Below are 21,412 nucleotides of genomic sequence, written 5' to 3' on the forward strand. Positions count from 1 at the left end.
AAATTCATAGCGGGAACGATGTTATGTTTTATTGATAACCACCGGCACGCTTTTATAGGCTGGCGTCAGGCTTTCGCTATCGACCGCATCCAGAGATAACAGCACATTCGCTTCCGGCAGATAGGCGCCAATCGATCCTGCCGCCATGTTGTAGATCACGACCGTCAGCCCGCGCATCGCGCGATCCTCACAAGGGCGGCCATGATCGTCCAGCGCCTGAATAGTCACCACATCGCCCTGCGCCAGACCGCGCGCTCTGGCTTCCGCCGCATTTAAAAACACGACGTCACGGCGGCCGGTAATACCGCGATAACGGTCATTCAGGCCATAAATGGTGGTGTTGTACTGATCGTGGCTGCGCAGCGTTGCCAGCACCAGCGCATCAGCGGGTTGCTGCTGACGCTCAACGGCGCGCTGCTGGCTAACGACAAAGTTGGCTTTGCCATTCCCGGTATGCCACTCACGGCGCGAGGCAGGCGTGTCCATGCGAAATCCGCCCGGCGCGGCAATGCGGGCATTGTAGTCATGAAACGCCGGAATAACGGCTTCAATGGCGTCGCGGATCAGAGCATAGTTTCCCACCATCTCTTCCCAGTTCACCGGCGAACGCGTAAGCGTGGCGCGTGCCATTCCCGCCACAATCGCAGGTTCCGATTTCAGCCACGGCGAAGCCGGTTTCAGAGAGCCGCAGGAGGCGTGCACCATCGACATCGAATCCTCGACGGTGACGGACTGAATCCCCGTCGCCTGAAGGTCGCGCTCCGTTCTGCCCAACGCGGGCAGCAGATAGTTATGCTTCGCCAGCAGCAGGTGCGAGCGGTTCAGTTTGGTTGCCACATGCACCTGCATATCCAGCTTTTGCATCGCCGCAAACGTCCGCTGCGGCTGCGGCATCGCCACGGCCAGATTGCCGCCCATGCAGATTAACGCCTTAGCCTCGCCCCGCTCTATCGCCCGAATGCTCTCCACACTGGCGCGGCCATGTTGACGAGGAACGGTAATGGCAAAACGCGCTTCAAGGCGTTGCAGGAAGGCGTCCGACGCTGCTTCGTTAATCCCTACCGAACGGTCGCCCTGCACATTGGAATGCCCACGCAACGGGCAGATACCCGCGCCCGGCTTTCCGATATTGCCTTTCAGCAACAGCAGGTTAACCAGCTGCTGCACATTCCCGGTGCCGTTTTTATGCTGGGTGATCCCCAGGCCGTAGCAAATGATGGTGGCGCGCGATTTATTGTAGCTGTGCGCTAAATCTTCCATCTGGCTGCGCGTCAGACCTGAATCCGCTTCCAGTTCCGCCCAGTTGCACTGGCGCAGGTCATCATACAGCGCCTGATAACCGGCGGTATGCGCAGCAATAAACTCATGATCGAGGCAAGGCTGTTGGTTTAGCAGCACCCGCGCCTCATCCATTTCAATCAGCGCCTTCATCATGCCTTTGAGCAGCGACGCATCGCCGCCCATTTTCACCTGGTAGTAGCTGCTGCTGAGTTCGGTCGCCTGGCCGGTGAGCATCTCTTTAGGGCTTTGCGGGAAGCTAAAGCGTTCAAGTCCTCGCTCCGCCAGCGGATTGATAGCGATAATTTTGGCGCCGCGCTTTGCCACATCGCGCAGCGTGGTCAGCATACGAGGATGGTTGGTTCCCGGATTATGCCCGATGCAAATCACCAGATCGCAGTGGTCAAAATCCGTCAGTTCAACGGTGCCTTTCCCCAGACCAATAGCGCGCGTCAGCCCTGCGCTGGTCGGGCCGTGGCACATATTGGAACAGTCCGGGAAGTTGTTGCTGCCGTATTCGCGGGCAAACAGCTGATACAGGAACGCCGCTTCATTCGAGGTTCTGCCGGAGGTATAAAACTCTACCTGTTCCGGGGAATCGTAGCTGCGCAGACGTTCGCCGATTTCCTGAAACGCGATGTCCCATTCCACGGCTTGCCAGGTATCGGTTACGGCATCATATTTCATCGGGTGCGTCAGGCGGCCAATATTTTCCAGCTCGTAATCGCTGTACTGCCATAAGGTGGACACCGGATGACGACGGAAAAACGCCGGTGAGGCTTTCTTGCTGGTGGTTTCCCAGGAGACCGCTTTGACGCCATTCTCACAAAGTTCCATCGGCGCCCGATGGCCAGGGTCAGGCCATGCGCAGCCAGGGCAGTCAAAGCCTTTGACCTGATTCATTTTGAACATCGCGATAATATCGCGCGTGACGGCCTTTTGGGAAAACACCGACGCAGAGACCGCTTTCACAGCTCCCCAGCCGCCCGCCGGGCCCTGATAACCGCTTACTCCTGGAACACCATTTTTCATTGTTACTGCTTATTCACTGCCAATTTTTAATGGCGAGTACGGTAACAATTTCCGTCTGATATTGATTTCCTCTTGATGGAGTACAGGCGGGCTACAATTAACGAGTTATATTGTGTTCCCCTTCCAGCGAAAAAACCGGCGCTTAATGTCCCAATCTGTTAAACCGCATGGCCTCCGACTGCTACACTGCTTCAACACACCAACCCAGAAGGCAGGTCAACATGTCAGAGAATACTTATCAACCCGCGAAAGTATGGACGTGGGATAAATCCGCAGGCGGCGGCGCATTCGCCAATATCAACCGTCCCGTTTCTGGCCCGACTCACGACAAGACGTTGCCCGTCGGCAAGCATCCGCTACAGCTCTACTCCCTGGGAACGCCAAACGGCCAGAAAGTGACCATCATGCTGGAGGAGTTGCTGGCGCAGGGCGTGACGGGCGCAGAGTATGACGCCTGGCTGATTCGCATTGGCGACGGCGATCAGTTCTCCAGCGGTTTTGTCGATGTGAACCCAAACTCAAAAATCCCGGCGCTGCGCGACCACTCGCAAAACCCGCCGCTGCGTGTCTTTGAGTCCGGCGCAATCCTGCTCTACCTGGCGGAAAAATTTGGTTATTTCCTGCCGCAGGATCTCGCTAAACGTACCGAAACCCTGAACTGGTTGTTCTGGCTCCAGGGGGCGGCGCCGTTCCTCGGCGGCGGCTTTGGTCACTTCTACAACTACGCGCCGGTGAAAATAGAGTACGCGATCAACCGTTTTACGATGGAAGCCAAGCGTCTGCTGGACGTGCTGGATAAGCAGCTGGCGCGTCATCCGTATGTGGCGGGCGATGAGTACACCATTGCCGATATGGCTGTCTGGCCGTGGTTTGGCAATGTCGTGCTCGGCAACGTGTATGACGCCGCAGAATTTCTGGATGCGGGAAGCTATAAGCACGTACAGCGCTGGGCGAAAGAGATTGCGGAACGTCCGGCGGTCAAACGCGGGCGCATTGTGAACCGCACCAATGGGCCGCTCAACGAGCAGCTTCATGAGCGTCACGACGCCAGCGACTTCGACACACAAACCGAAGATAAGCGTCAGAGCTAAACCGTGACGCCGGATGAGATTTTAATGTCGCCATCAGGCGTTATATTGCCTGATGGCGCTTCGCTTATCAGGCCCACGGGTTTGTGATAGTCGGCGTTTAATTAAACCCATGTTGCATGAGAATCAGTCCTGCCGGAGTGGAAAGCAGAAATTCGGCAAGCGGTTTTCCGCGCGCCGTCAGACAGGCAAACGCATACTCAGCGATCGGATTATACGGTTCAGGAATATCAACCACGCGCAGGGTACTGATTTGCCGCAGTCTGGGGGCATAGCTGGCATAACCAATAAAAACATCCGTGTAATCGTGGTCGATTAACCATTGCGCCGCCAGCGCTCCGGTGGGAAGCGGCAAAGAATCCCGGCCGCCGACCAGCGCCACAGCACGCGAGCGGATCGCCTCGCCGACGGCTCCCATTCGCGAAAAAAGCTGTTGCGTGTAATCACCGGAAGGATCGCAGCCCGGCGTTGATGTGCCAATTCGCAGATCCTCGCGCATCAGCAGTGATCGCCAGTCGTCGCCCTCCCGCATAGCGTCAGCACGCACGGTCAGGCAGAGGCGATTCAGCGCAAAGGACGAAACCGACAGCGCCCGCCCGCTCGCCAGCAGCGCCTGCGGATGCGCCACATTAGCCGAGGCGAAAAAGTCGCACGGCTCACCGGCTTCAATCCGTTCACGCAGCAATCCCGCCGGGCCGAAATCACAGCGGATCGTCTCTGCCTGAAAACAGGCCATTAGCGGTTGCCAGACGGCACGCAGGCTGCCTGCGGCAAGGATTTTCATCAGTCAACGCCCTGATAGTCAGTGCGATAAAAACGCTGATACCAGTCATTGGCGACCTTGCGCATATCAATATCCTGGAATTTCTGCGGATAGAGTTTTTTCGCCATCCACAGCTCGCCAATGCCCATCGCTTCCGGCATCGGATAGCCCCAGGCCTTCGCGTAGTCCGGCATCAGATAGACGCGATGATTTTTCACCGCATCAATCACCTGCCACTGCGGGCTTTGCAGGATCTCATCCACCACTTTCGGATAGCGATCCTGAACAAAAATCACCTGCGGATTCCAGGCGATAACCTGTTCCATTGCGACCTGCTTAAAGCCTTTGATGGTCGATGCCGCCACGTTCAACGCCCCCGCGTGCGCCATCATCAGGCCAGTATATTTACCGGAGCCGTAGGTGGTCAGTTCCGGGTTCGCCATATAGGCGCGAACGCGTTGATCTTCCGGGATGTTTTTCAGGCGATCGCTCACCATCTTGCGCCCCTCATCCGTTGCGGCAATCAGCGCTTTTGCTTCGTCAGGTTTATTGACGATATCGCCGATCAGCGTGATCCCTTCACGCAACCCTTGATCGTAAGCCTGCTCTTCATCCGTCATTGTCGGGTTCATTTTAGCCTGTTCGCCCGCCGCATCATGGCGCAGAGAAATCGCCACCACCGAAATGCCCAGACTGCTGATTTTGTCGATCATTTCCTGCGGCGCATAGTTAGTGACAAACACCACCTGCGGATGCAGCGCGACCAGTTTTTCCGCATCAACGTGGGTTAAATCACCCAACGCGGTTTTCGTTGTCAGCTCCGGCGCCAGGCGGGCATAACCGTCGCCAAGCTGTTGTTTCCAGTTCGCCATCACGCCAACAATTTTGTCGGTGGCGTTCATCTGCACCAGCAAATTCAGCGTCTGATGCTGGAGTACCACCACGCGATCCACCGTATCCGGGACGGTAACCTGGCGACCAATCTGATCGGTAAACGTACGCTCGGCCTGAGCCATAAACGGCAGGGAAAAAAGCAACGCCAGCAGGGAGAGCTGGCGTAAGGATTTAAACATGGGAGATGTCCTCACAATCGATATATATATTAGTATACAACGATTGCAAGGCCGCTTGATAGATTGCCTTCAGGGATTATCAGGCGCTGGTAACGTCATACTCCATTCGGCGTAGCGCGTCTAATGTGGCTTTGGCTTCCTCTTCATCAATGATGCTCATGGCAAATCCCACATGCACCAGCACCCACTGCCCCACCAGCGTTGCAGGGCTGTCTTCGCAGATCAGGGCAATATTCACATCACGCTTGATGCCGCACACTTCAACCTGCGCAAGCTGGTGAATATCTTCACCAACGGACAGAACCTGCCCCGGGACTCCAATACACATAGTTAACCACCTGGACGTTATTCCACTTCAATACTTTTCACTTTCAGCGAGTCGCCAGTATCCACCCGCAGGCGATCGCCCTGACAGTGTGGGCACTGCGCGTCATGCTGCGTGATTTCAACCGCCTGGCTGCAATCCCAGCACCACGCCTGAGCGGGTTTATAGTCGATGTGCAACGCACACCCCTGCGCGAGCGTACCCTGGCAAACGATATCAAAGCTGAAGCGCACGGCGCTCTCTTCAACGCACGAGAGCGCGCCAATTTCCAGCCATACGCCAGTGACTCGCGTCACGCCATGCTGTTCCGCCTGCTGCTGGATAATCTCAACCGCGCTCTGGCACAGGGACAGCTCATGCATGCTCGCCGCTCCGGCGTCCAAACAGCAGCGCACGACGCCCTGCCAGCTGCGGCGCATCGGGATCGCTGACCGGCAGCGACAGCAGCATCCGCGCGCAGTCGTCCGCCAGACGCATCCCCTCCTGCGCCGACATACCGTGATTGAGCGGCGACATCAGCGAGCAGGAGAGGTATTGCGAAACCCCGTCCAGTTCACCAACGGTAAAGGTCATCGCGCCATACGGCAGACGCAATCCGAGTTTTTCACTGACTTTGCGTACCGGCCAGAGCTGATCGGGGCCGGGGAAAATCAGCGCGCTCAGCATCCACGGCGCGATCACGCTGCCCGTCCACTGCCCTTCAAACAGGGTGAAGTCAGAGACATACACCGGCATATTCGGGTGCAAAAACGAGAGATCGTGCATTGAGCGTCGGGCAATCTCTTCAAACGCCGCCTGAACCTGCATTCTCGGAGAGGACGGGAACCCTGAAATTTCCTCAGACATGCGCAGCCTCCCGTGGAATAGCCTCAACGCCTGACTCGCGCAGCGCGGCAAGAACCTGCGCCAGAGCAGGTTCAATCATCGCTTCAACCGTTGGCGTCAGGCCGATATGCGGCTCCAGCGATTCCGGGATCACGCCGATCAGCGTCAGCTTTTTCGGAAACTCACCAGTGAAGCGCAGGGCCGACAGAACGTCGGCCAGGCCAAGCTGATGCGGTGAGATTTTGTTGGTGAACAGCGCAGGCACCTCATCATCACGCAGGATCATAAGGGTTCCCGGCGTGTTCTTTCTCGACACGATGGCGTCCGCGATGATCAGGTGATCTCTGTCCGCCATATCGCCGAGAAGCTCCATTCCCGCCGTGCCGCCATCAAGGATCTCCACGAAATCCGGCAGGATGTACCGCTGTTCTAATGCTTCAACGATACGCACCCCGATGGCTTCATCGGTCAGCAAAATATTGCCGACCCCTAACACTAAAATCCGCATTACAGAACCTTAACTGAGACGACTTCGTTCCCGTCAGCGTCCACTACGTGCACCGCGCACGCCATGCAAGGGTCGAAGGAGTGAATGGTACGCACCACTTCCAGCGGTTTTTCTGGATCGGCGATCGGCGTCCCCACCAGCGACTGCTCGTACGGCCCCACTTCATCGTTAAAGTTACGCGGACCGGAGTTCCAGGTGGACGGAACCACCGCCTGGTAGTTGCTGATAATGCCGTCTTTAATGACCATCCAGTGAGAGAGCATACCGCGCGGCGCCTCAAGGAAGCCCACCCCTTTAAACTCACCTGTCGCCGGGATATCCGGTTTAACGAACGTGGTGTGGTCGCCTTTCCCGATATTGGCGATCAGCGCGCTGTACTGGTTTTGCAGAATACCCTGCAATTCGCAGCAGTGAACGGTGCGGCCAATGATACGCCCCAGCGTGGAGTGCAGTTGCGCCACTTCCAGCGTTTTACCGGTCAGTTTCTGGTAGATCGCGATGATTTCATTCAGTTTGGTCTTCGTGGACTCGCGTCCCGCCGCCAGTTTAACCAGCATATTGGCCAGCGGCCCCACTTCAACGGTTTTGCCGTAAAAGGTCGGGGACTTAACCCACGAGTATTTACCGTCATCAGACCAACCGGTGTATTCCGGGACGGTAGTCCCTTCCCACGGTTCCTGCGGCGCTTCGTCTTTGTACCAGGCGTGCTTCGCGCTCTCCTGAATCCCTTTAATCAGGTATTCATCGGAATGCGAGGCGATCGGGCGATACGTCGACAGATCCGCATTCTGGATATAGCCGCCAGGGAACAGGAAGCTGCCGTTTTTACCGTCGGTCGGAAATTCCGGCGCGCTCAGATAGTTAACCGCGCCTTTTCCGCGCTCCAGCCATTCTGGATAGAACGCCGCGATTACCGCCGTATCCACCTTGTAAACCTGCTCAACAAAGTCGCTCAGCTTGTCGATGAAGGACTTGATGTACATCAGGCGTTCAAGGTTCAGCACACCGAGACCGTCGAGGTTGATCGGGTTCGCCACCCCGCCCACCGCCAGGTTCTGGATGTGCGGCGTTTTACCGCCCAGCAGCGCCACCACGCGGTTGGCGTCACGCTGGCATTCCAGCGCTTGCAGATAGTGCGCGACCGCAATCAGGTTCACTTCCGGCGGCAGTTTCATCGCCGGGTGTCCCCAGTAGCCGTTAGCGAAAATCCCTAACTGGCCGCTGGCAACGAGGTCTTTGATCTTGTTCTGCACCTTCGTGAACTCTTCCGCGCTATTCAGGTGCCAGCTCGACACACCGTTCAACAGCGCCGACGCTTTCGCCGGATCGGCCTTCAGCGCAGAGGTGATATCCACCCAGTCCAGCGCAGAAAGCTGGTAGAAGTGCACAATATGGTCATGGGTAGTATGCGCCGCCAGAATGATGTTACGGATGTACTGCGCATTGACCGGAACGTCAATCTTCAGCGCGCTCTCCGCCGCACGAACGGAAGAGATCGCGTGGGTCGTGGTGCATACGCCACAGATACGCTGCACAATCATCCAGGCATCGCGCGGATCGCGATTCTTCACGATCTCTTCCATGCCGCGCCACATGGTGCCGGATGCCCATGCTTTTGACACCACACCGTTTTCGATTTCGCAGTCGATGCGTAAATGCCCCTCAATACGGGTTACCGGATCAATAGTAATTCTCTGGCTCATGCTTTGCTCGCCTCATGACGATTGTGATCGTTTTGTTTTAATGGAGGAAGTATCGGCAGTAGACGAATGAGTAAGATGTATGCACAAATCTCAATAGCCACAAAACCAATAGAAATCAGCAGTTCTTCCCAGGTGGGGAAGTAGTGGTAGCCGCCGCCGGGATTGAACGCCACCAGCGAGTAGGACATACGCCACGTTGCGCAGCCCAGCAGCATACTGAGGGCGGACAGATACAACATCCGCGAGTCGCCGCGCAGTTTCGGCAGACGGAGCACCACCAGCGGGAAGACCATCAGCAGGACTTCAACCCAGAACAGCAAGGAGTAGTAGTCACCGGCAAACGCATAAGAGAGCTTGTCGCGGTAAATCAGTTCACCGAAACGGCACACGAGGAACAGCGCGATGAAAACGCTGATAGTACCGGTCAGCTTGATAAACAAACTTTTCTCATCCGGGCCGTTGCCTTTTAAGCCGCTCTGCACCAGAGAGCCTTCAAAAATAACGATGGAGAAACCCATGATGAAAGCGGTGAACAATGAGAACAGCGGCAGCATTTCATAGCTCTGCCACAGCGGATGTACTTTAATACCGGCGGCAATCATCAACGATCCCATTGACGACTGGTGCATGGTCGGCAGCAACGCCCCGAGGGCAATAACAAAGAACATCACTTTGTTCAGACGCTTAAGCGAGACTTTCCAGCCCAGGCGTTCAAACAGCGCGGGGGCAAACTCCAGCGCCATCACGCCGATGTAGATGGTCATACAGACCGCCGTTTCAAACAGCACCGAGTTCACATTGAAGTGCCCTGGGATGTAGAAATACGGCAGGTTCCAGTAACGACCAACGTCAATGGTGATCGACAGCCCGCCCAAAGAGTAACCGAACAGGCTTGCCAGCAGCGCCGGGCGTACCAGCGGATGGTATTGCCCCCGGTTGAAGACATACACCGCCCACGCCAGCGCCCAACCGCCGCACGCGAAGCCGGTGCCGATCAGCAGGTCAAAAGCGATCCACACGCCCCAGGGGAAGCCGCCGTTCAGATCGGAGACCGATCCCAGCCCGAAGACCAGACGTTTCACAATAAGAAGCATGCACAGGACGACAAGCGGCCCGAAGATGATGATCGGTTTACTGATTATTTTCCCGCCCAGCGGTTTAGGATCATGACTCATGATCGTCTCCTCCGTCGTGATGCTCGTTTTTCGTATTACGACGAACCATCACGGTTAAGCCCGCCAGCACAGCCAGTGGCAGCATCATGCCTTTATACAGGGTGTGTTGAATGTGTTCAGAACGCGCGCCAGTTGACAGATCGGCCAGTTGAGGGAGATCCAGATTCTGGTAAGGAACGCCGGTCAGCACCAGCACCTGCGTGCCGCCGCCCTCTTTTTCACCGTACAGATGCGGGTAATACTTCGGTACGGTATGCAGATACGTATCGCCAGTCTGCAACGTCTGGCGCGGATAGTGGTATTCGCTGCCAGGCTTCAGCGCCAGGCGTTTTTGCGCCTCCGCCATTAGCTCTTCTCGCGTACCAAAAATCACCGCGCCCGCCGGACATACCTCAACGCACCCCGGCAGACCGCCTTTGTCCAGGCGTTCAACGCCCTTCTGGTTGCACAGTTCACACTTGTGCAGCGCGCCAAACGGGTTGTTGTAGTCGTATTTCGGCACGTTGTACGGGCAGGCGACCATGCAGTAGCGACAGCCGGTACAGACGTCTTTGTTGTAATGAACGATGCCGGTTTTCGGGTCTTTCTTCAGCGCGGATACCGGGCAAACGGAGACGCAGTTAGGGTCAACGCAGTGCATACACTGTTTCTTAATGTACGCGTAGCCGTTCTCTGTCTGATCTTTATTGACGCCACTTCCACTATGCCACACCTGAATGATGTTATTGGTGTAAGGCGACAGCTTGTCGTTATTCGACCAGGTTTGCGCCCCTTCCGGGTTACGCGCCGGGAAGTTGATATCCTGGCATTTGGTCACACACGCCTGACAGCCCACGCACAGCGTCGAGTCATACAGCATCCCCAGGGAACCCGGGATAGGCGGACGGTTTTCCGCAGCCGCATGGCTGATGGACGGCGACGCGCCCAGCAGCAATGCCCCGCCAGAGGCTGCTTTAATAAAGTTACGTCTGTTCACGGTTATTCTCCCCGTGAGTCAGCGTTATCTTTCTTCTGCTGACGCCCCAGTTCACGTACCGCCATCACACTGACACCGGCAACCAGCCCAACCACGCCGCCAAGCAGCCCGACGGCGCCTGCGGAAATGTGGCCGCCCTCTTTCAGGTTGACATCCGGCTTCTCGGAACGCGGGGTTTGATTTTCCACATGGGCGAGTTGGTGGATGCCTTTATGAAAGCCAACGCCTTCCTCGTTACAGCCGTAGCAGGGGTGCCCAATCGCCACTGGCCATACGCCGCCGACATCGCAGAATTGCAACGTCGAACAGTTGCCGTAGGTTTCAGGCCCTTTACAGCCCAGATGGTAGAGGCACCAGCCTTCACGGTGGCCTTCATCGCCGAACTCTTTGGCGAAGCGACCGGCGTCAAAATGCGGGCGGCGTTCGCAGTGTTCGTGAATCAGACGGCCATAAGCGAAGGTTGGACGGTTTTTGGCATCCAGCTTCGGCGGTTTACCGTAAGTGATGATGTGGGCAACCGTTGCCAGGAAGTTATGCGGGTTCGGCGGGCAGCCCGGGATATTGATAACGGTTTTGCCCGGCAGGACTTCCTGCAACCCGACGGCGCCGGTCGGGTTCACGCCAGCGGCAGCGACGCCGCCCCACGCGGAACAGGAACCGATCGCGATAATCGCCGCTGCGCCTTCCGCCGCCTTGCGGATGTGATCCACAATCGGCTCGCCGGCAACCATGCAGTAAATACCGTTATCTTTTAATGGGATGGAACCATCGACAACCAACACATACTGCCCTTTATACTTCTCCAGAGCGTTATGCTTGTTCTCTTCAACCTGATGGCCGAAGGCGGCGGAGAGGACCTCGTGGTACTCCAGAGAGATCGTTTCCAGAACGAGGTTTTCTACCGTTGGGTGGGTCGCGCGAAGGAGCGATTCGGTACATCCCGTACATTCCTGAGCGCCGATCCAGACGACGGGCGGGCGCTGCGGACGGGAAACCGATTCGGCCATTTCTGCGGCGGCTTTGCTACTGAGCCCCATAGTTGCGGCCAGTGCTGCACAAAGCTTCATGAAATCACGACGATTAACGCCGTGAGAAGTGATGAGAGTATTATCTCCAGTCATTTTATTGTTATTCCGTTGCAAAGACCTGGCTCTATTTTGCACCGTTCACAAATAACTTATTGCGATCGGCGCGCCATTTACCACACTTTCTTTATGGTTATTGAACCATGATACTTTGACGGAACAACAAAACGAAGGAGTAAGACAATAGTGTAATTAATTAAACCGGGGTAATACCCCCTTCGGATCAATTTTCGAGACGATAACCCGCCATAAAGAACCGGATAGTCGTATTCGATTGATTCTCCCGAAAGAAGTCCATCACCATATCTTTGTCCAGGCCATAACGGCGCGTCAGAATCCCCGCTTCCCAGGCGCTTAATTGTCGATCGCCGGTTTTTTCAAACATGCGATGCGAAAATCCTAATACGAATCCGCGCTTATAATCAGAACAAAAACCCGCCACGTTACGCGCGCTATCGGCACACGTTGCGTTTAATCCGGCCATCAGGCCCTTACCAAAATGATTGTCCATGATACCTCCAATCGCTATATAACAAATTATATAGCGATTTTTTAAGCGAACGCCAGAGGTATCACATACTTTTTTTTACCGGATCAGAAGGCGACCCATTCATCGCCTGACTTCGCGGCAGACGCCCCACGCGGACTGACTGGAGAGACCGTTTTCGCCGGGCTGATTTGCGCGTCATTATGAGAAAGGCGGAACTGTTGCACAGAGCGTTGCAGCTCTTCCGTTTGCCGTTCCAGCGCCGCCGCTGCCGCAGAAACTTGCTCCACCAGCGCGGCGTTTTGTTGGGTCACGCTGTCCATCTGGGTTATCGCCACACCAACCTGAGAGATCCCTTTGCTTTGTTCCTCGGAAGCGGCGGCGATCTGCTTCATGATGGTGGTGACTTCGGTTACTCCGCGCAGAATGGCCTCCATTGTCGCGCCCGTCTCCTGCACCAGCTGCGCACCCTGCTCGACGCGACGCACGGATTCAGCGATCAGCGTTTCAATCTCTTTGGCAGCCCCGGCGCTACGGCTGGCCAGATTACGCACTTCACCGGCGACGACCGCAAACCCACGCCCCTGTTCACCGGCTCTGGCGGCTTCAACGGCGGCGTTCAGCGCCAGAATATTGGTCTGGAAGGCAATACTGTTGATGACATTCGTAATTTCGGCGATCTGTCTGGAGCTGGCTGAAATACCGTCCATCGTCTCAACCACTTCAGAAACCAGCGTGCCGCCTTTTCCGGCCGTCGCGGAAGCGGCATCAGCAAGCTGACTGGCCTGGCGCGCATTATCCGCATTCAATTTCACCGTCGCGGTGAGCTGTTCCATGCTTGCAGCTGTCTCTTCCAGCGCCGCTGCCTGCTCTTCCGTACGGGAAGAGAGATCGTTGTTACCGCTGGAGATCTCTGTCGCGCCGCGCCAGATATTGTCACTGCCTGAACGAATCGAACTGACCGCTTCTCGCAGACTATCCTGCATCGCGCTCAGTAGCGGCACCAGACGACCGACACAGTTACGGCCAAACTCTTCAATCGGCTGGCTCAGATCGCCTTGCGCAATCTGGCGGAACTGTTGGCGAATGCGCGCCAGCGGTTTCACTAACATCGTGACCAGGTAACGGTCGGTAAAGAAGAGAATCACAATTCCCAGAATAACGGCGGTGATAATCAGGGTGCGGATAATTGACGTTTTGCCGTCCACCATCACGCGGGTGCTGTCCAGCATCGTGCCGGCCGCGCTGTTAAAACGTTCTGCGCTGGCGCCGAAGGCGCGGCTCAGGGCGGGGGTGACATTATTCGCCTGTTCTGCAAATTCGGTGAGCGTACCCTGCTGCGCCAGTTGCATCTGCGGCGCGACGCCCTTATCAAGCAACGCCTGCCAGTTTGCCAATACCGCAGCGGCGATCTCCGGGTCCATCGGCCCTGGAGAGAGCGTTTTCATCTCTTCCAGCTTTTTGCTCATATTGTCCAGCGCCTGCTGTACTGGTACAAAATCGGGCGTACCGCCGCCGATTTTAACGTCCATCGCACGGCTTAAACGCGTGACAAAACGAAAATACTGATCGTTCCCCTGACTTAGCACCGTCATCTGACGCACAATATGACGATCGATATCATTCCCTTCCGCCACTTTAGATAATGCATGGACGCTGAATAAACCAACGCCCGACCAAAGAAGACAGAAGAGCCCCAATATTGTCAGCATGACAATACGAATAGTGAAGTTTTGCAGCAAACGCATAAGAATTTCCTTGCCGTACTTGAGGGATTCGCCATCAGGCGACACTTATCCTCGTTATCGGCAGAGAATGCAGAATATATACTTTCTTTATTGTTTTTTTACTTAACTAAGTATACGAATCATCGTCAGCCCGCTATTCCTGTGAATGCTTATAAAGCATAACGGCATTATTATGCCGCAAAGCAATATGCCGCACCTGAAATAATCGTTTGTTTTTCATTGTAAATATTTCTCAAACCAGGCCAGAGTGCGCGCCCAGGCCAGATCCGCTGCGGCCTTATCATAGCGGGGAGTCGAATCATTATGAAAACCATGATTCACCCCAGGATAGATATACGCTTCATAGACTTTATTATTCGCCTTCAGCGCTGTTTCGTAGGCAGGCCAGCCTTCATTAATTGAGGTATCTAACTCGGCGTAATGTAATAATAAAGGCGCATTAATTTTAGGTACATCTGACGCCGGAGCCTGACGACCATAAAAAGGAACGGCGCACGCCAGTTCTGGATAGGCCACCGCCGCCGCATTTGATACGCCGCCGCCATAGCAGAATCCCGTAATAGCCACTTTTCCGCTGGCCGCCGGATGACGCTGCATAAACTCAATCGCGGCAAAGAAATCATTCATTAATTTTGTGGGATCAACCTGCTGCTGTAATTCCCGGCCCTTATCGTCATTACCGGGGTATCCGCCTACCGAGCTTAATCCATCAGGCGCCAGCGCAATATAACCCGCTTTCGCCACGCGTCGTGCGACATCCTCAATATAGGGATTCAGCCCCCTGTTCTCGTGTACGACCACGACCGCAGGCGTTTTACCCGTCGCCTTCGCCGGTTTTACCAGATAGCCTCGCACCTCGCCATGCCCGTTCGGTGACGGATACGTAATGTATTCCGGCAAAATGTCCGGGTCGGTAAATTCCACCTGCACCGCCAGCGCGTAATTCGGCTTCATGAGATTAAACAGCGCAAGCGCGGTCACGCCGCCGACGGCATACTTTGCCGCGAGGTTAAGAAACTCGCGTTTAGAGATTTTTCCATGTGCATAGTAGTCATAGTAATCGAGCAACTCCTGCGGAAAGTCTTTGGCAGTCAGACGCGGCATAGTTTCACTCCTGAATTGATGTTTTTTTAAGCAAAGCATAACGACGTGTTTTTGCCCAATTTTTCGCATCAATGTGACCTGACGAACGGGATAAACCCCGTTGAGCCGCTAGAATAGAAACGTTGTTTTGAAATTCACTTTCTCTAAGGAGATGACATGGCCTGGTTAGCCAACCCCGAACGTTATGAGCAGATGCTTTATCGCTACTGCGGTAAAAGCGGTTTGCGTTTACCCGCGCTATCGCTGGGTTTGTGGCACAGTTTCGGCCACGTTCAGACGCTGGATTCACAGCGTGCGCTGCTGCGTAAAGCCTTTGATTCAGGCATCACCCATTTTGATTTAGCCAATAACTACGGCCCGCCGCCGGGAAGCGCAGAAGAGAACTTTGGCCGTTTGCTGCGGGAAGATTTTGCGCCGTATCGCGATGAGCTGATCGTTTCCACCAAAGCGGGTTATGACATGTGGCCTGGGCCATACGGCTCCGGCGGGTCGCGTAAGTACCTGCTCGCCAGCCTCGATCAGAGCCTGAAGCGGATGGGGCTGGACTATGTCGATATCTTCTATTCCCACCGTGTCGATGAAAACACGCCGATGGAAGAGACCGCATCCGCGCTGGCGCAGGCGGTACAAAGCGGTAAGGCGCTTTACGTCGGCATCTCCTCCTATTCGCCTGAGCGAACTCAACGAATGGCGGAACTGCTGCGCGAATGGAAAATCCCGCTGCTGATTCATCAGCCTTCCTACAACCTGCTCAACCGCTGGGTGGATAAAAGCGGTCTGCTGGATACGCTGGCGGCCAACGGCATGGGTTGCATTGCGTTCACTCCGCTGGCTCAGGGATTGTTAACCGGAAAATACCTAAACGGTATCCCGGAAGGTTCACGTATGCAGCGTGAAGGGAAAAAAGTTCGCGGTCTGACGGAGAATATGCTGACGGAAGCGAATCTGAACAGCCTGCGTTTACTCAATGAGATGGCGCAACGTCGCGGCCAGTCAATGGCGCAGATGGCGCTTAGCTGGCTGTTGAAAGATAATCGCGTGACGTCGGTGCTGATCGGCGCCAGTCGACCAGAGCAGCTGGAAGAAAATGTGCAGGCGTTGTCGAACCTGACATTCAGCGCTGACGAGTTAGCGCAAATCGATAAACATGTCGCGGACGGCGAGCTGAACCTCTGGCAAGCCTCATCGGATAAATAACGCTTTCGGGCACGCGCGCCGGGTGGCGGTTCCGCCTTACCCGGCCAACGTCAGGCGCGTTTATTAAACCTCTTCCGGTTTGATTAGCGGCCGCTGATATTCAGGCCACACCAGAGCGACCAGGGAGGGATACGCCTCCAGGCTAAATTCCCGGAAACATTGCCGCAAGTTAAGCACATCCAGATCGGAATGCGGAACCTTTTCCCCGTTCAGACAACGCTTTTTAATGTTGTCATAATATTTATAGACCGCAGAGTTGAGATCGCTGCAACGGCGCTGCGCATCAAATAACCCCGGCGTGCCGTTTAGCTCCGCCATCGTCATCCGCTTTATCGTTGCGTGAAGAAAATCAATATATTCGTGATTGACTCGCCAGTACCATACCGGTGTAATAGTATTCATGAGCGACGAAAAATGATCTTCGCCCTCCTCTTTGGACAAGGGTTCCGCTTGATTTACTGGATTAGACGCCTCAGCAGAGCGCTGTTTATTAAATTCGTGCATCAAGAAAAGCACGCCGCCAGTGAGTAATAGCAGAGTGATAATAGAATAAAAAATGCTGTTCATATGCCGACTCCATTTTTTTTGATTTTAAAATTACACCATGCTATTGTCAACGAGACCTGCCTTATAAAAAACAATATACTATTGATAGTAAAGGACATTCCAACATGCTTCCCGAGCATCTTGTGCCGACTCGTTTTCATTTATCTGCCTCGCCAGGCGATGCTGAGACCGTAGAAAATAGTGAAAATTTGACTCAGGGAAAGAAAACGCTGAGCGATTACGAGCCAGATATTTTAATTAGCGCCACACCGACTGGTCAATCTAAAAACATGTTACTTGAAGAACGTGACCGTCATTTAAAAGACCGGCTTTATCGCGTAGCTAAAATTGAGACGTTTGCTCGTCTTATTAATAGCCTACAGGCGGAAGGCGATGTTGATGCTCAGGCATTAAGTAAAATTCTGGCAGATGCCACAACAAAAATAAACGATCACGGCAATGAAATTTGGCTTAATCTCATAACCAGAGAGAAAAACTCTCCTGTTTTTTATTCTCTGGAAGAGAAATAATATGAAAGACGTTGAAGATAATAATGTTTATTTAGCTTTAGATAATAATAAAAGCGATGAATTTATCTTAAAGCAAAATCTTAAAGCGCTTATCGCCAATAAAAACGCGACCCTCGAACAGGTGGCGCAGGAGATCGTGTCGATTCCCGCCGCGTTAGTACGGCTGAAATGGCAAAATCGCCGTGAAATCTATGCGCTCCAGGTCAAAGAAGAGATCTACGGTTCGGTTATCAATACGATTATTGAGCAACATCCCGAGATGCGGGACAAAATCATGGCGCGCCTGGAGAGCACATATCAGCACTTACTGGCGCGAGAAACGGCGACCCTGCGCCTGACCCGTAAGCTATCCGATGGCGATTACCGAACGACCAATATCACCACCGTCGCGCTGAATGAAAAACGGTTCTCCACGACGAAGTAATCTGGCGAGTCAGCAATCCAGCGATACCGCATCATGCAGGCCTGGTAAGCGCAGCGCCATCAGGCAATAAAAAAGCCGGGTACGGCTTGCGCCCTACCCGGCCTGTCTGTCTGCCCATCAGCAACAACGATTACTTCGCTTTCGCGACCTCTTCACCCACGAGACCAATTTTCAGGTAACCCGCCTGGTGCAGCGTATCCATCACTTTCATCATTGTTTCATAATCAACGGTTTTATCCGCACGGAAGAAGATCGTCGTGTCTTTCTTCCCTTCGGTTAACGCGTTCAGCTCGCCGATCATGGTTTCATCCGTTACCTGATCGTTGCCGATAAACATGCTGTTGTCGGCCTTCACGGACAGATAAACCGGTTTTTCCGGGCGCGGCTGCGGGGTGCTGGTGGACGCAGGAAGATTCACCTTCACGTCCACCGTTGCCAGCGGCGCGGCCACCATAAAGATAATCAGCAGAACCAGCATGACGTCGATAAACGGCGTCACGTTGATTTCATGCATTTCACCGTTATCGTCCAGATTTTCATTAAGACGCATTGCCATGGAACATTATCCTACACGTAATTTCTGCGCGGTACGTACCGGCTGAGCGGAAGCGCTCGCGTTCAGATCCAGATCGCGGCTTTGCAGCAACAGAATCTGTGCCGCCACGTCGCCCAGCGTCGCTTTGTAGCTGCCGATCTGACGTGCGAAAATGTTGTAAATCACAACCGCAGGAATTGCCGCGACCAGGCCGATCGCCGTAGCCAGCAACGCTTCCGCGATACCCGGCGCGACAACCGCGAGGTTGGTGGTCTGGGTTTGCGCGATGCCGATGAAGCTGTTCATGATGCCCCATACCGTACCAAACAGACCGACAAACGGAGAGATGGCGCCGATGGTCGCCAGGTAGCCATTGCCGCGTCCCATATGACGGCCAACCGCCGCTACGCGACGCTCCAGGCGGAACCCGGTACGCTCTTTAATACCTTCGTTGTCTTCACTGCCTTCCGACAGTTCCAGCTCGTTCTGCGCTTCATAGAGCAACTGTGAGCTTAAACTTTTTGCCGCGAATGAGGAGGCAATATTGCTGGCCTGGTCTAAAGAACGCGCTTCAGCCAGCTGCTGTTGTTCACGCTTGAGCCGACGCTTCTGCGTAAAGAACTCAAGACTCTTACTGAAGAAGATAGCCCAAGTGACTACTGACGCCAGAATCAGACCAATCATCACGCACTTAACCACGATGTCGGCGTGCTGATACATACCCCAGACGGAGAGATCCGTCTGCATCAAATTATTACCCACTCTGTATCTCCAGGACGCAAATCACAAATTCTGAGCGTAATAATATCAAAACGACGTCGAATTGATAGTCGTTCTCATTACTATTTACATAGTGCCGCACCTTTGGTTTCTTTTCCTTGCGCTTACGCAGTAAAAAAGTCACCAGATGTCATTTTGAGAAAATTTTCTGCTTTATGCCGATTCTTCAGGATGCGTCACTCATCATTCATGATAGTTTAGACATCCAGACGTATAAAAATGGGTACTCCAACATGGCAGAAAAACATCTTGAAACCAAACTGGTGAGCGCAGGACGCAGCAAAAAATACACGCTGGGATCGGTGAACAGCGTCATTCAGCGCGCCTCCTCGCTGGTATTTGACACCGTAGAAGCCAAAAAGCACGCCACCCGCAACCGCGCCAATGGCGAGCTTTTCTATGGCCGTCGCGGAACGCTAACCCATTTTTCGCTACAGGAAGCCATGTGCGAACTGGAAGGCGGCGCCGGATGCGCGCTCTTCCCCTGCGGCGCGGCGGCTGTCGCCAACACGATTCTGGCCTTTGTGGAACAGGGCGATCACGTCCTGATAACCAACACCGCTTACGAACCCAGTCAGGATTTTTGCACCAAAGTTCTCGCCAGACTCGGCGTGACGACCGGCTGGTTTGATCCGCTGGTCGGCGCGGATATCGTGAAGCATATTCAGCCCAATACGAAAGTGGTGTTTCTCGAATCTCCTGGCTCCATCACGATGGAAGTGCATGACATCCCGGCGATTGTCGGCGCGGTAAGACGCGTTGCGCCAGACGCCGTCATTATGATTGATAACACCTGGGCGGCGGGCGTGCTGTTTAAGGCGCTGGATTTCGGGATCGATATCTCCATCCAGGCAGGAACGAAATACCTGATTGGTCACTCGGATGCGATGGTCGGCACGGCCGTGTCTAATGCGCGTTGTTGGGAGCAATTACGCGAAAACGCCTATCTGATGGGGCAAATGCTGGACGCAGATACCGCTTATATGACCAGCCGTGGGCTACGTACGCTGGGCGTGCGCTTACGCCAGCATCATGAAAGCAGCCTGAAAGTCGCCGAGTGGCTGGCGAATCACCCTCAGGTCGCCCGCGTTAATCATCCCGCCCTTCCTGGCAGCAAAGGCCACGAATTCTGGAAGCGCGATTTCACGGGCAGCAGCGGGTTGTTCTCGTTTGTGCTGAATAAAAGGCTGAGCAATGAGGCGCTTTCCGCTTATCTGGATAATTTCAGCTTGTTCAGCATGGCTTACTCCTGGGGCGGCTTTGAATCCTTAATTCTGCCTAACCAGCCGGAACATATCGCCGCCATTCGTCCCGAAGGCGACGTTGATTTCACCGGCACGCTGATCCGTTTGCACATCGGTTTAGAGAATGTTGACGATCTGATTGCAGATTTAGCCGCAGGATTCACGCGTATTGTGTAAAGTTTCCGGTCATGGACAGAATTGCAGACACTCCGGGCAGAAAAGTCTGCATTTGTTGCGTCCGGGATCAAGGCATCCCGGGCAATTCAGGAGTACAATAGCCCCATAAACGCGGTTCCACAGGAAAGTCCATGGCTGTCATTCAAGATATTATCGCTGCGCTCTGGCAACACGATTTTGCCGCGCTGGCGGACCCACACGTTGTTAGCGTTGTCTACTTTGTGATGTTTGCCACGCTATTTTTAGAAAATGGCCTGCTCCCGGCCTCTTTTTTACCCGGAGACAGCCTGCTCTTACTGGCAGGCGCGCTGGTTGCACAAGGTGTCATGGACTTTGTCCCCACGATCCTTATTCTGACGACAGCCGCCAGTCTCGGCTGCTGGCTGAGTTATATTCAGGGGCGCTGGCTGGGAAATACGCAAACGGTGAAAGGCTGGCTGGCGCAGCTTCCCGTTAAATACCATCAGCGCGCGACCTGTATGTTCGACCGGCACGGCCTGCTGGCGCTGCTTGCCGGGCGCTTTCTGGCGTTTGTGCGCACCCTGCTGCCCACAATGGCGGGGATTTCAGGGTTGTCCAGCCGCCGGTTTCAGTTTTTTAACTGGCTGAGTGGGCTGCTGTGGGTCGGCGTGGTGACCAGTTTCGGCTACGCGCTCAGCATGATCCCGTTCGTGAAACGTCATGAGGATCAGGTGATGACGTTTTTGATGATCCTGCCGATTGCCCTGCTGGCCGCCGGTTTGATCGGCACATTATTCGTCGTGATCAAGAAGAAGTATTGCAGCGCCTGATTTGCTGATTGCCGGATG

Annotated in this window: 23 protein-coding genes; 6 read left to right on the forward strand and 17 right to left on the reverse strand. The window is 54.5% G+C overall.

Annotated features, from left to right (window positions below; genetic code table 11):
* Positions 1 to 21: 21 nt before the first annotated feature.
* A complete protein-coding gene (locus OGW17_RS19065; protein ID WP_071257853.1) occupies positions 22 to 2,310 on the reverse strand; it encodes an FdhF/YdeP family oxidoreductase in 2,289 nt (762 codons plus the stop codon).
* Positions 2,311 to 2,531: 221 nt separating this feature from the next.
* Here OGW17_RS19065 and yghU point away from each other — a divergent pair, with 221 nt between their 5' ends.
* Positions 2,532 to 3,401, forward strand: coding sequence for a glutathione-dependent disulfide-bond oxidoreductase (gene yghU / locus OGW17_RS19070; protein WP_049011849.1), 870 nt, complete (start codon positions 2,532 to 2,534; stop codon positions 3,399 to 3,401).
* A gap of 97 nt (positions 3,402 to 3,498) precedes the next feature.
* On the opposite strand, the gene OGW17_RS19075 is transcribed toward yghU, so the two are convergent.
* The 13 genes from OGW17_RS19075 to yghX all read right to left on the reverse strand — a co-directional run bounded on the left by OGW17_RS19075 (position 3,499) and on the right by yghX (position 15,170).
* A complete protein-coding gene (locus OGW17_RS19075) occupies positions 3,499 to 4,182 on the reverse strand; it encodes a molybdate ABC transporter substrate-binding protein (protein WP_071257852.1) in 684 nt (227 codons plus the stop codon).
* Entirely contained in the window at positions 4,182 to 5,234 is a 1,053-nt protein-coding gene (locus tag OGW17_RS19080; RefSeq protein WP_071257851.1) for an ABC transporter substrate-binding protein, read from the reverse strand. The genes OGW17_RS19075 and OGW17_RS19080 overlap by 1 nt, the downstream gene beginning before the upstream one ends.
* 79 nt (positions 5,235 to 5,313) lie before the next feature.
* The gene (gene hybG / locus OGW17_RS19085) at positions 5,314 to 5,562 is read right to left on the reverse strand and encodes a hydrogenase maturation factor HybG (RefSeq protein WP_012135123.1); all 249 of its coding nucleotides are present in this window, start codon (positions 5,560 to 5,562) and stop codon (positions 5,314 to 5,316) included.
* Between the two features lie 17 nt (positions 5,563 to 5,579).
* Positions 5,580 to 5,921: a hydrogenase maturation nickel metallochaperone HypA gene (gene hypA, locus OGW17_RS19090; RefSeq protein ID WP_012135124.1), complete on the reverse strand. Its 342-nt coding sequence runs from the start codon at positions 5,919 to 5,921 to the stop codon at positions 5,580 to 5,582.
* Positions 5,914 to 6,405, reverse strand: a complete 492-nt coding sequence (gene hybE, locus OGW17_RS19095) for a hydrogenase-2 assembly chaperone (protein ID WP_012135125.1) — start codon at positions 6,403 to 6,405, stop codon at positions 5,914 to 5,916. The genes hypA and hybE overlap by 8 nt, the downstream gene beginning before the upstream one ends.
* Positions 6,398 to 6,892, reverse strand: a complete 495-nt coding sequence (locus tag OGW17_RS19100; protein WP_058668111.1) for a HyaD/HybD family hydrogenase maturation endopeptidase — start codon at positions 6,890 to 6,892, stop codon at positions 6,398 to 6,400. The genes hybE and OGW17_RS19100 overlap by 8 nt, the downstream gene beginning before the upstream one ends.
* Positions 6,892 to 8,595 (reverse strand): hydrogenase 2 large subunit, encoded by a 1,704-nt coding sequence (gene hybC, locus OGW17_RS19105; protein WP_071257850.1) that lies wholly within the window; start codon positions 8,593 to 8,595, stop codon positions 6,892 to 6,894. The genes OGW17_RS19100 and hybC overlap by 1 nt, the downstream gene beginning before the upstream one ends.
* Entirely contained in the window at positions 8,592 to 9,770 is a 1,179-nt protein-coding gene (gene hybB / locus OGW17_RS19110; protein WP_012135128.1) for a Ni/Fe-hydrogenase cytochrome b subunit, read from the reverse strand. Before hybB ends, hybC begins: the two co-directional genes overlap by 4 nt.
* Positions 9,760 to 10,746 carry a hydrogenase 2 operon protein HybA gene (gene hybA, locus OGW17_RS19115; protein ID WP_024130950.1) on the reverse strand — a complete coding sequence of 329 codons (987 nt, stop codon included), beginning with the start codon at positions 10,744 to 10,746 and terminating at the stop codon, positions 9,760 to 9,762. The genes hybB and hybA overlap by 11 nt, the downstream gene beginning before the upstream one ends.
* A 2-nt stretch (positions 10,747 to 10,748) precedes the next feature.
* Complete coding sequence (gene hybO / locus OGW17_RS19120; protein ID WP_012135130.1) at positions 10,749 to 11,867, reverse strand: hydrogenase 2 small subunit; 1,119 nt, start codon at positions 11,865 to 11,867, stop codon at positions 10,749 to 10,751.
* Positions 11,868 to 12,054: 187 nt separating this feature from the next.
* The gene (locus OGW17_RS19125; protein WP_012135131.1) at positions 12,055 to 12,342 is read right to left on the reverse strand and encodes a DUF2623 family protein; all 288 of its coding nucleotides are present in this window, start codon (positions 12,340 to 12,342) and stop codon (positions 12,055 to 12,057) included.
* An 83-nt stretch (positions 12,343 to 12,425) separates the two neighbouring features.
* Positions 12,426 to 14,066, reverse strand: a complete 1,641-nt coding sequence (locus OGW17_RS19130; protein ID WP_071257849.1) for a methyl-accepting chemotaxis protein — start codon at positions 14,064 to 14,066, stop codon at positions 12,426 to 12,428.
* 216 nt (positions 14,067 to 14,282) lie between these two features.
* The gene (yghX, locus tag OGW17_RS19135) at positions 14,283 to 15,170 is read right to left on the reverse strand and encodes a YghX family hydrolase (protein WP_048902413.1); all 888 of its coding nucleotides are present in this window, start codon (positions 15,168 to 15,170) and stop codon (positions 14,283 to 14,285) included.
* Positions 15,171 to 15,326: 156 nt separating this feature from the next.
* On the opposite strand from yghX, the gene OGW17_RS19140 reads away from it, so the two are divergent.
* Positions 15,327 to 16,367 carry an aldo/keto reductase gene (locus OGW17_RS19140; protein ID WP_071257848.1) on the forward strand — a complete coding sequence of 347 codons (1,041 nt, stop codon included), beginning with the start codon at positions 15,327 to 15,329 and terminating at the stop codon, positions 16,365 to 16,367.
* A 63-nt stretch (positions 16,368 to 16,430) separates the two neighbouring features.
* On the opposite strand, the gene OGW17_RS19145 is transcribed toward OGW17_RS19140, so the two are convergent.
* Positions 16,431 to 16,934 carry an ESA_00282 family adhesion-associated protein gene (locus tag OGW17_RS19145; RefSeq protein ID WP_012135136.1) on the reverse strand — a complete coding sequence of 168 codons (504 nt, stop codon included), beginning with the start codon at positions 16,932 to 16,934 and terminating at the stop codon, positions 16,431 to 16,433.
* 104 nt (positions 16,935 to 17,038) lie between these two features.
* Between OGW17_RS19145 and OGW17_RS19150 the strand changes: the two genes are divergently transcribed.
* Positions 17,039 to 17,443 carry a hypothetical protein gene (locus OGW17_RS19150; RefSeq protein WP_012135137.1) on the forward strand — a complete coding sequence of 135 codons (405 nt, stop codon included), beginning with the start codon at positions 17,039 to 17,041 and terminating at the stop codon, positions 17,441 to 17,443.
* A 1-nt stretch (position 17,444) separates the two neighbouring features.
* A complete protein-coding gene (locus OGW17_RS19155) occupies positions 17,445 to 17,867 on the forward strand; it encodes a hypothetical protein (protein ID WP_012135138.1) in 423 nt (140 codons plus the stop codon).
* Positions 17,868 to 17,997: 130 nt separating this feature from the next.
* On the opposite strand, the gene exbD is transcribed toward OGW17_RS19155, so the two are convergent.
* Together exbD and exbB are read right to left on the reverse strand one after the other, a co-directional pair.
* A complete protein-coding gene (gene exbD, locus OGW17_RS19160; RefSeq protein ID WP_012135139.1) occupies positions 17,998 to 18,423 on the reverse strand; it encodes a TonB system transport protein ExbD in 426 nt (141 codons plus the stop codon).
* A gap of 6 nt (positions 18,424 to 18,429) precedes the next feature.
* Positions 18,430 to 19,164, reverse strand: a complete 735-nt coding sequence (gene exbB / locus OGW17_RS19165; RefSeq protein WP_071257847.1) for a tol-pal system-associated acyl-CoA thioesterase — start codon at positions 19,162 to 19,164, stop codon at positions 18,430 to 18,432.
* 251 nt (positions 19,165 to 19,415) lie between these two features.
* Between exbB and metC the strand changes: the two genes are divergently transcribed.
* Both metC and yghB read left to right on the forward strand, forming a co-directional pair.
* Positions 19,416 to 20,603 carry a cystathionine beta-lyase gene (gene metC / locus OGW17_RS19170; RefSeq protein WP_071257993.1) on the forward strand — a complete coding sequence of 396 codons (1,188 nt, stop codon included), beginning with the start codon at positions 19,416 to 19,418 and terminating at the stop codon, positions 20,601 to 20,603.
* Between the two features lie 131 nt (positions 20,604 to 20,734).
* Positions 20,735 to 21,394: a DedA family general envelope maintenance protein YghB gene (gene yghB / locus OGW17_RS19175; RefSeq protein ID WP_012135142.1), complete on the forward strand. Its 660-nt coding sequence runs from the start codon at positions 20,735 to 20,737 to the stop codon at positions 21,392 to 21,394.
* Positions 21,395 to 21,412 lie beyond the last annotated feature (18 nt).

Origin of the sequence: Citrobacter sp. CK181 (genome assembly GCF_030333595.1) — a bacterium.
Classification (GTDB): domain Bacteria; phylum Pseudomonadota; class Gammaproteobacteria; order Enterobacterales; family Enterobacteriaceae; genus Citrobacter_B; species Citrobacter_B koseri.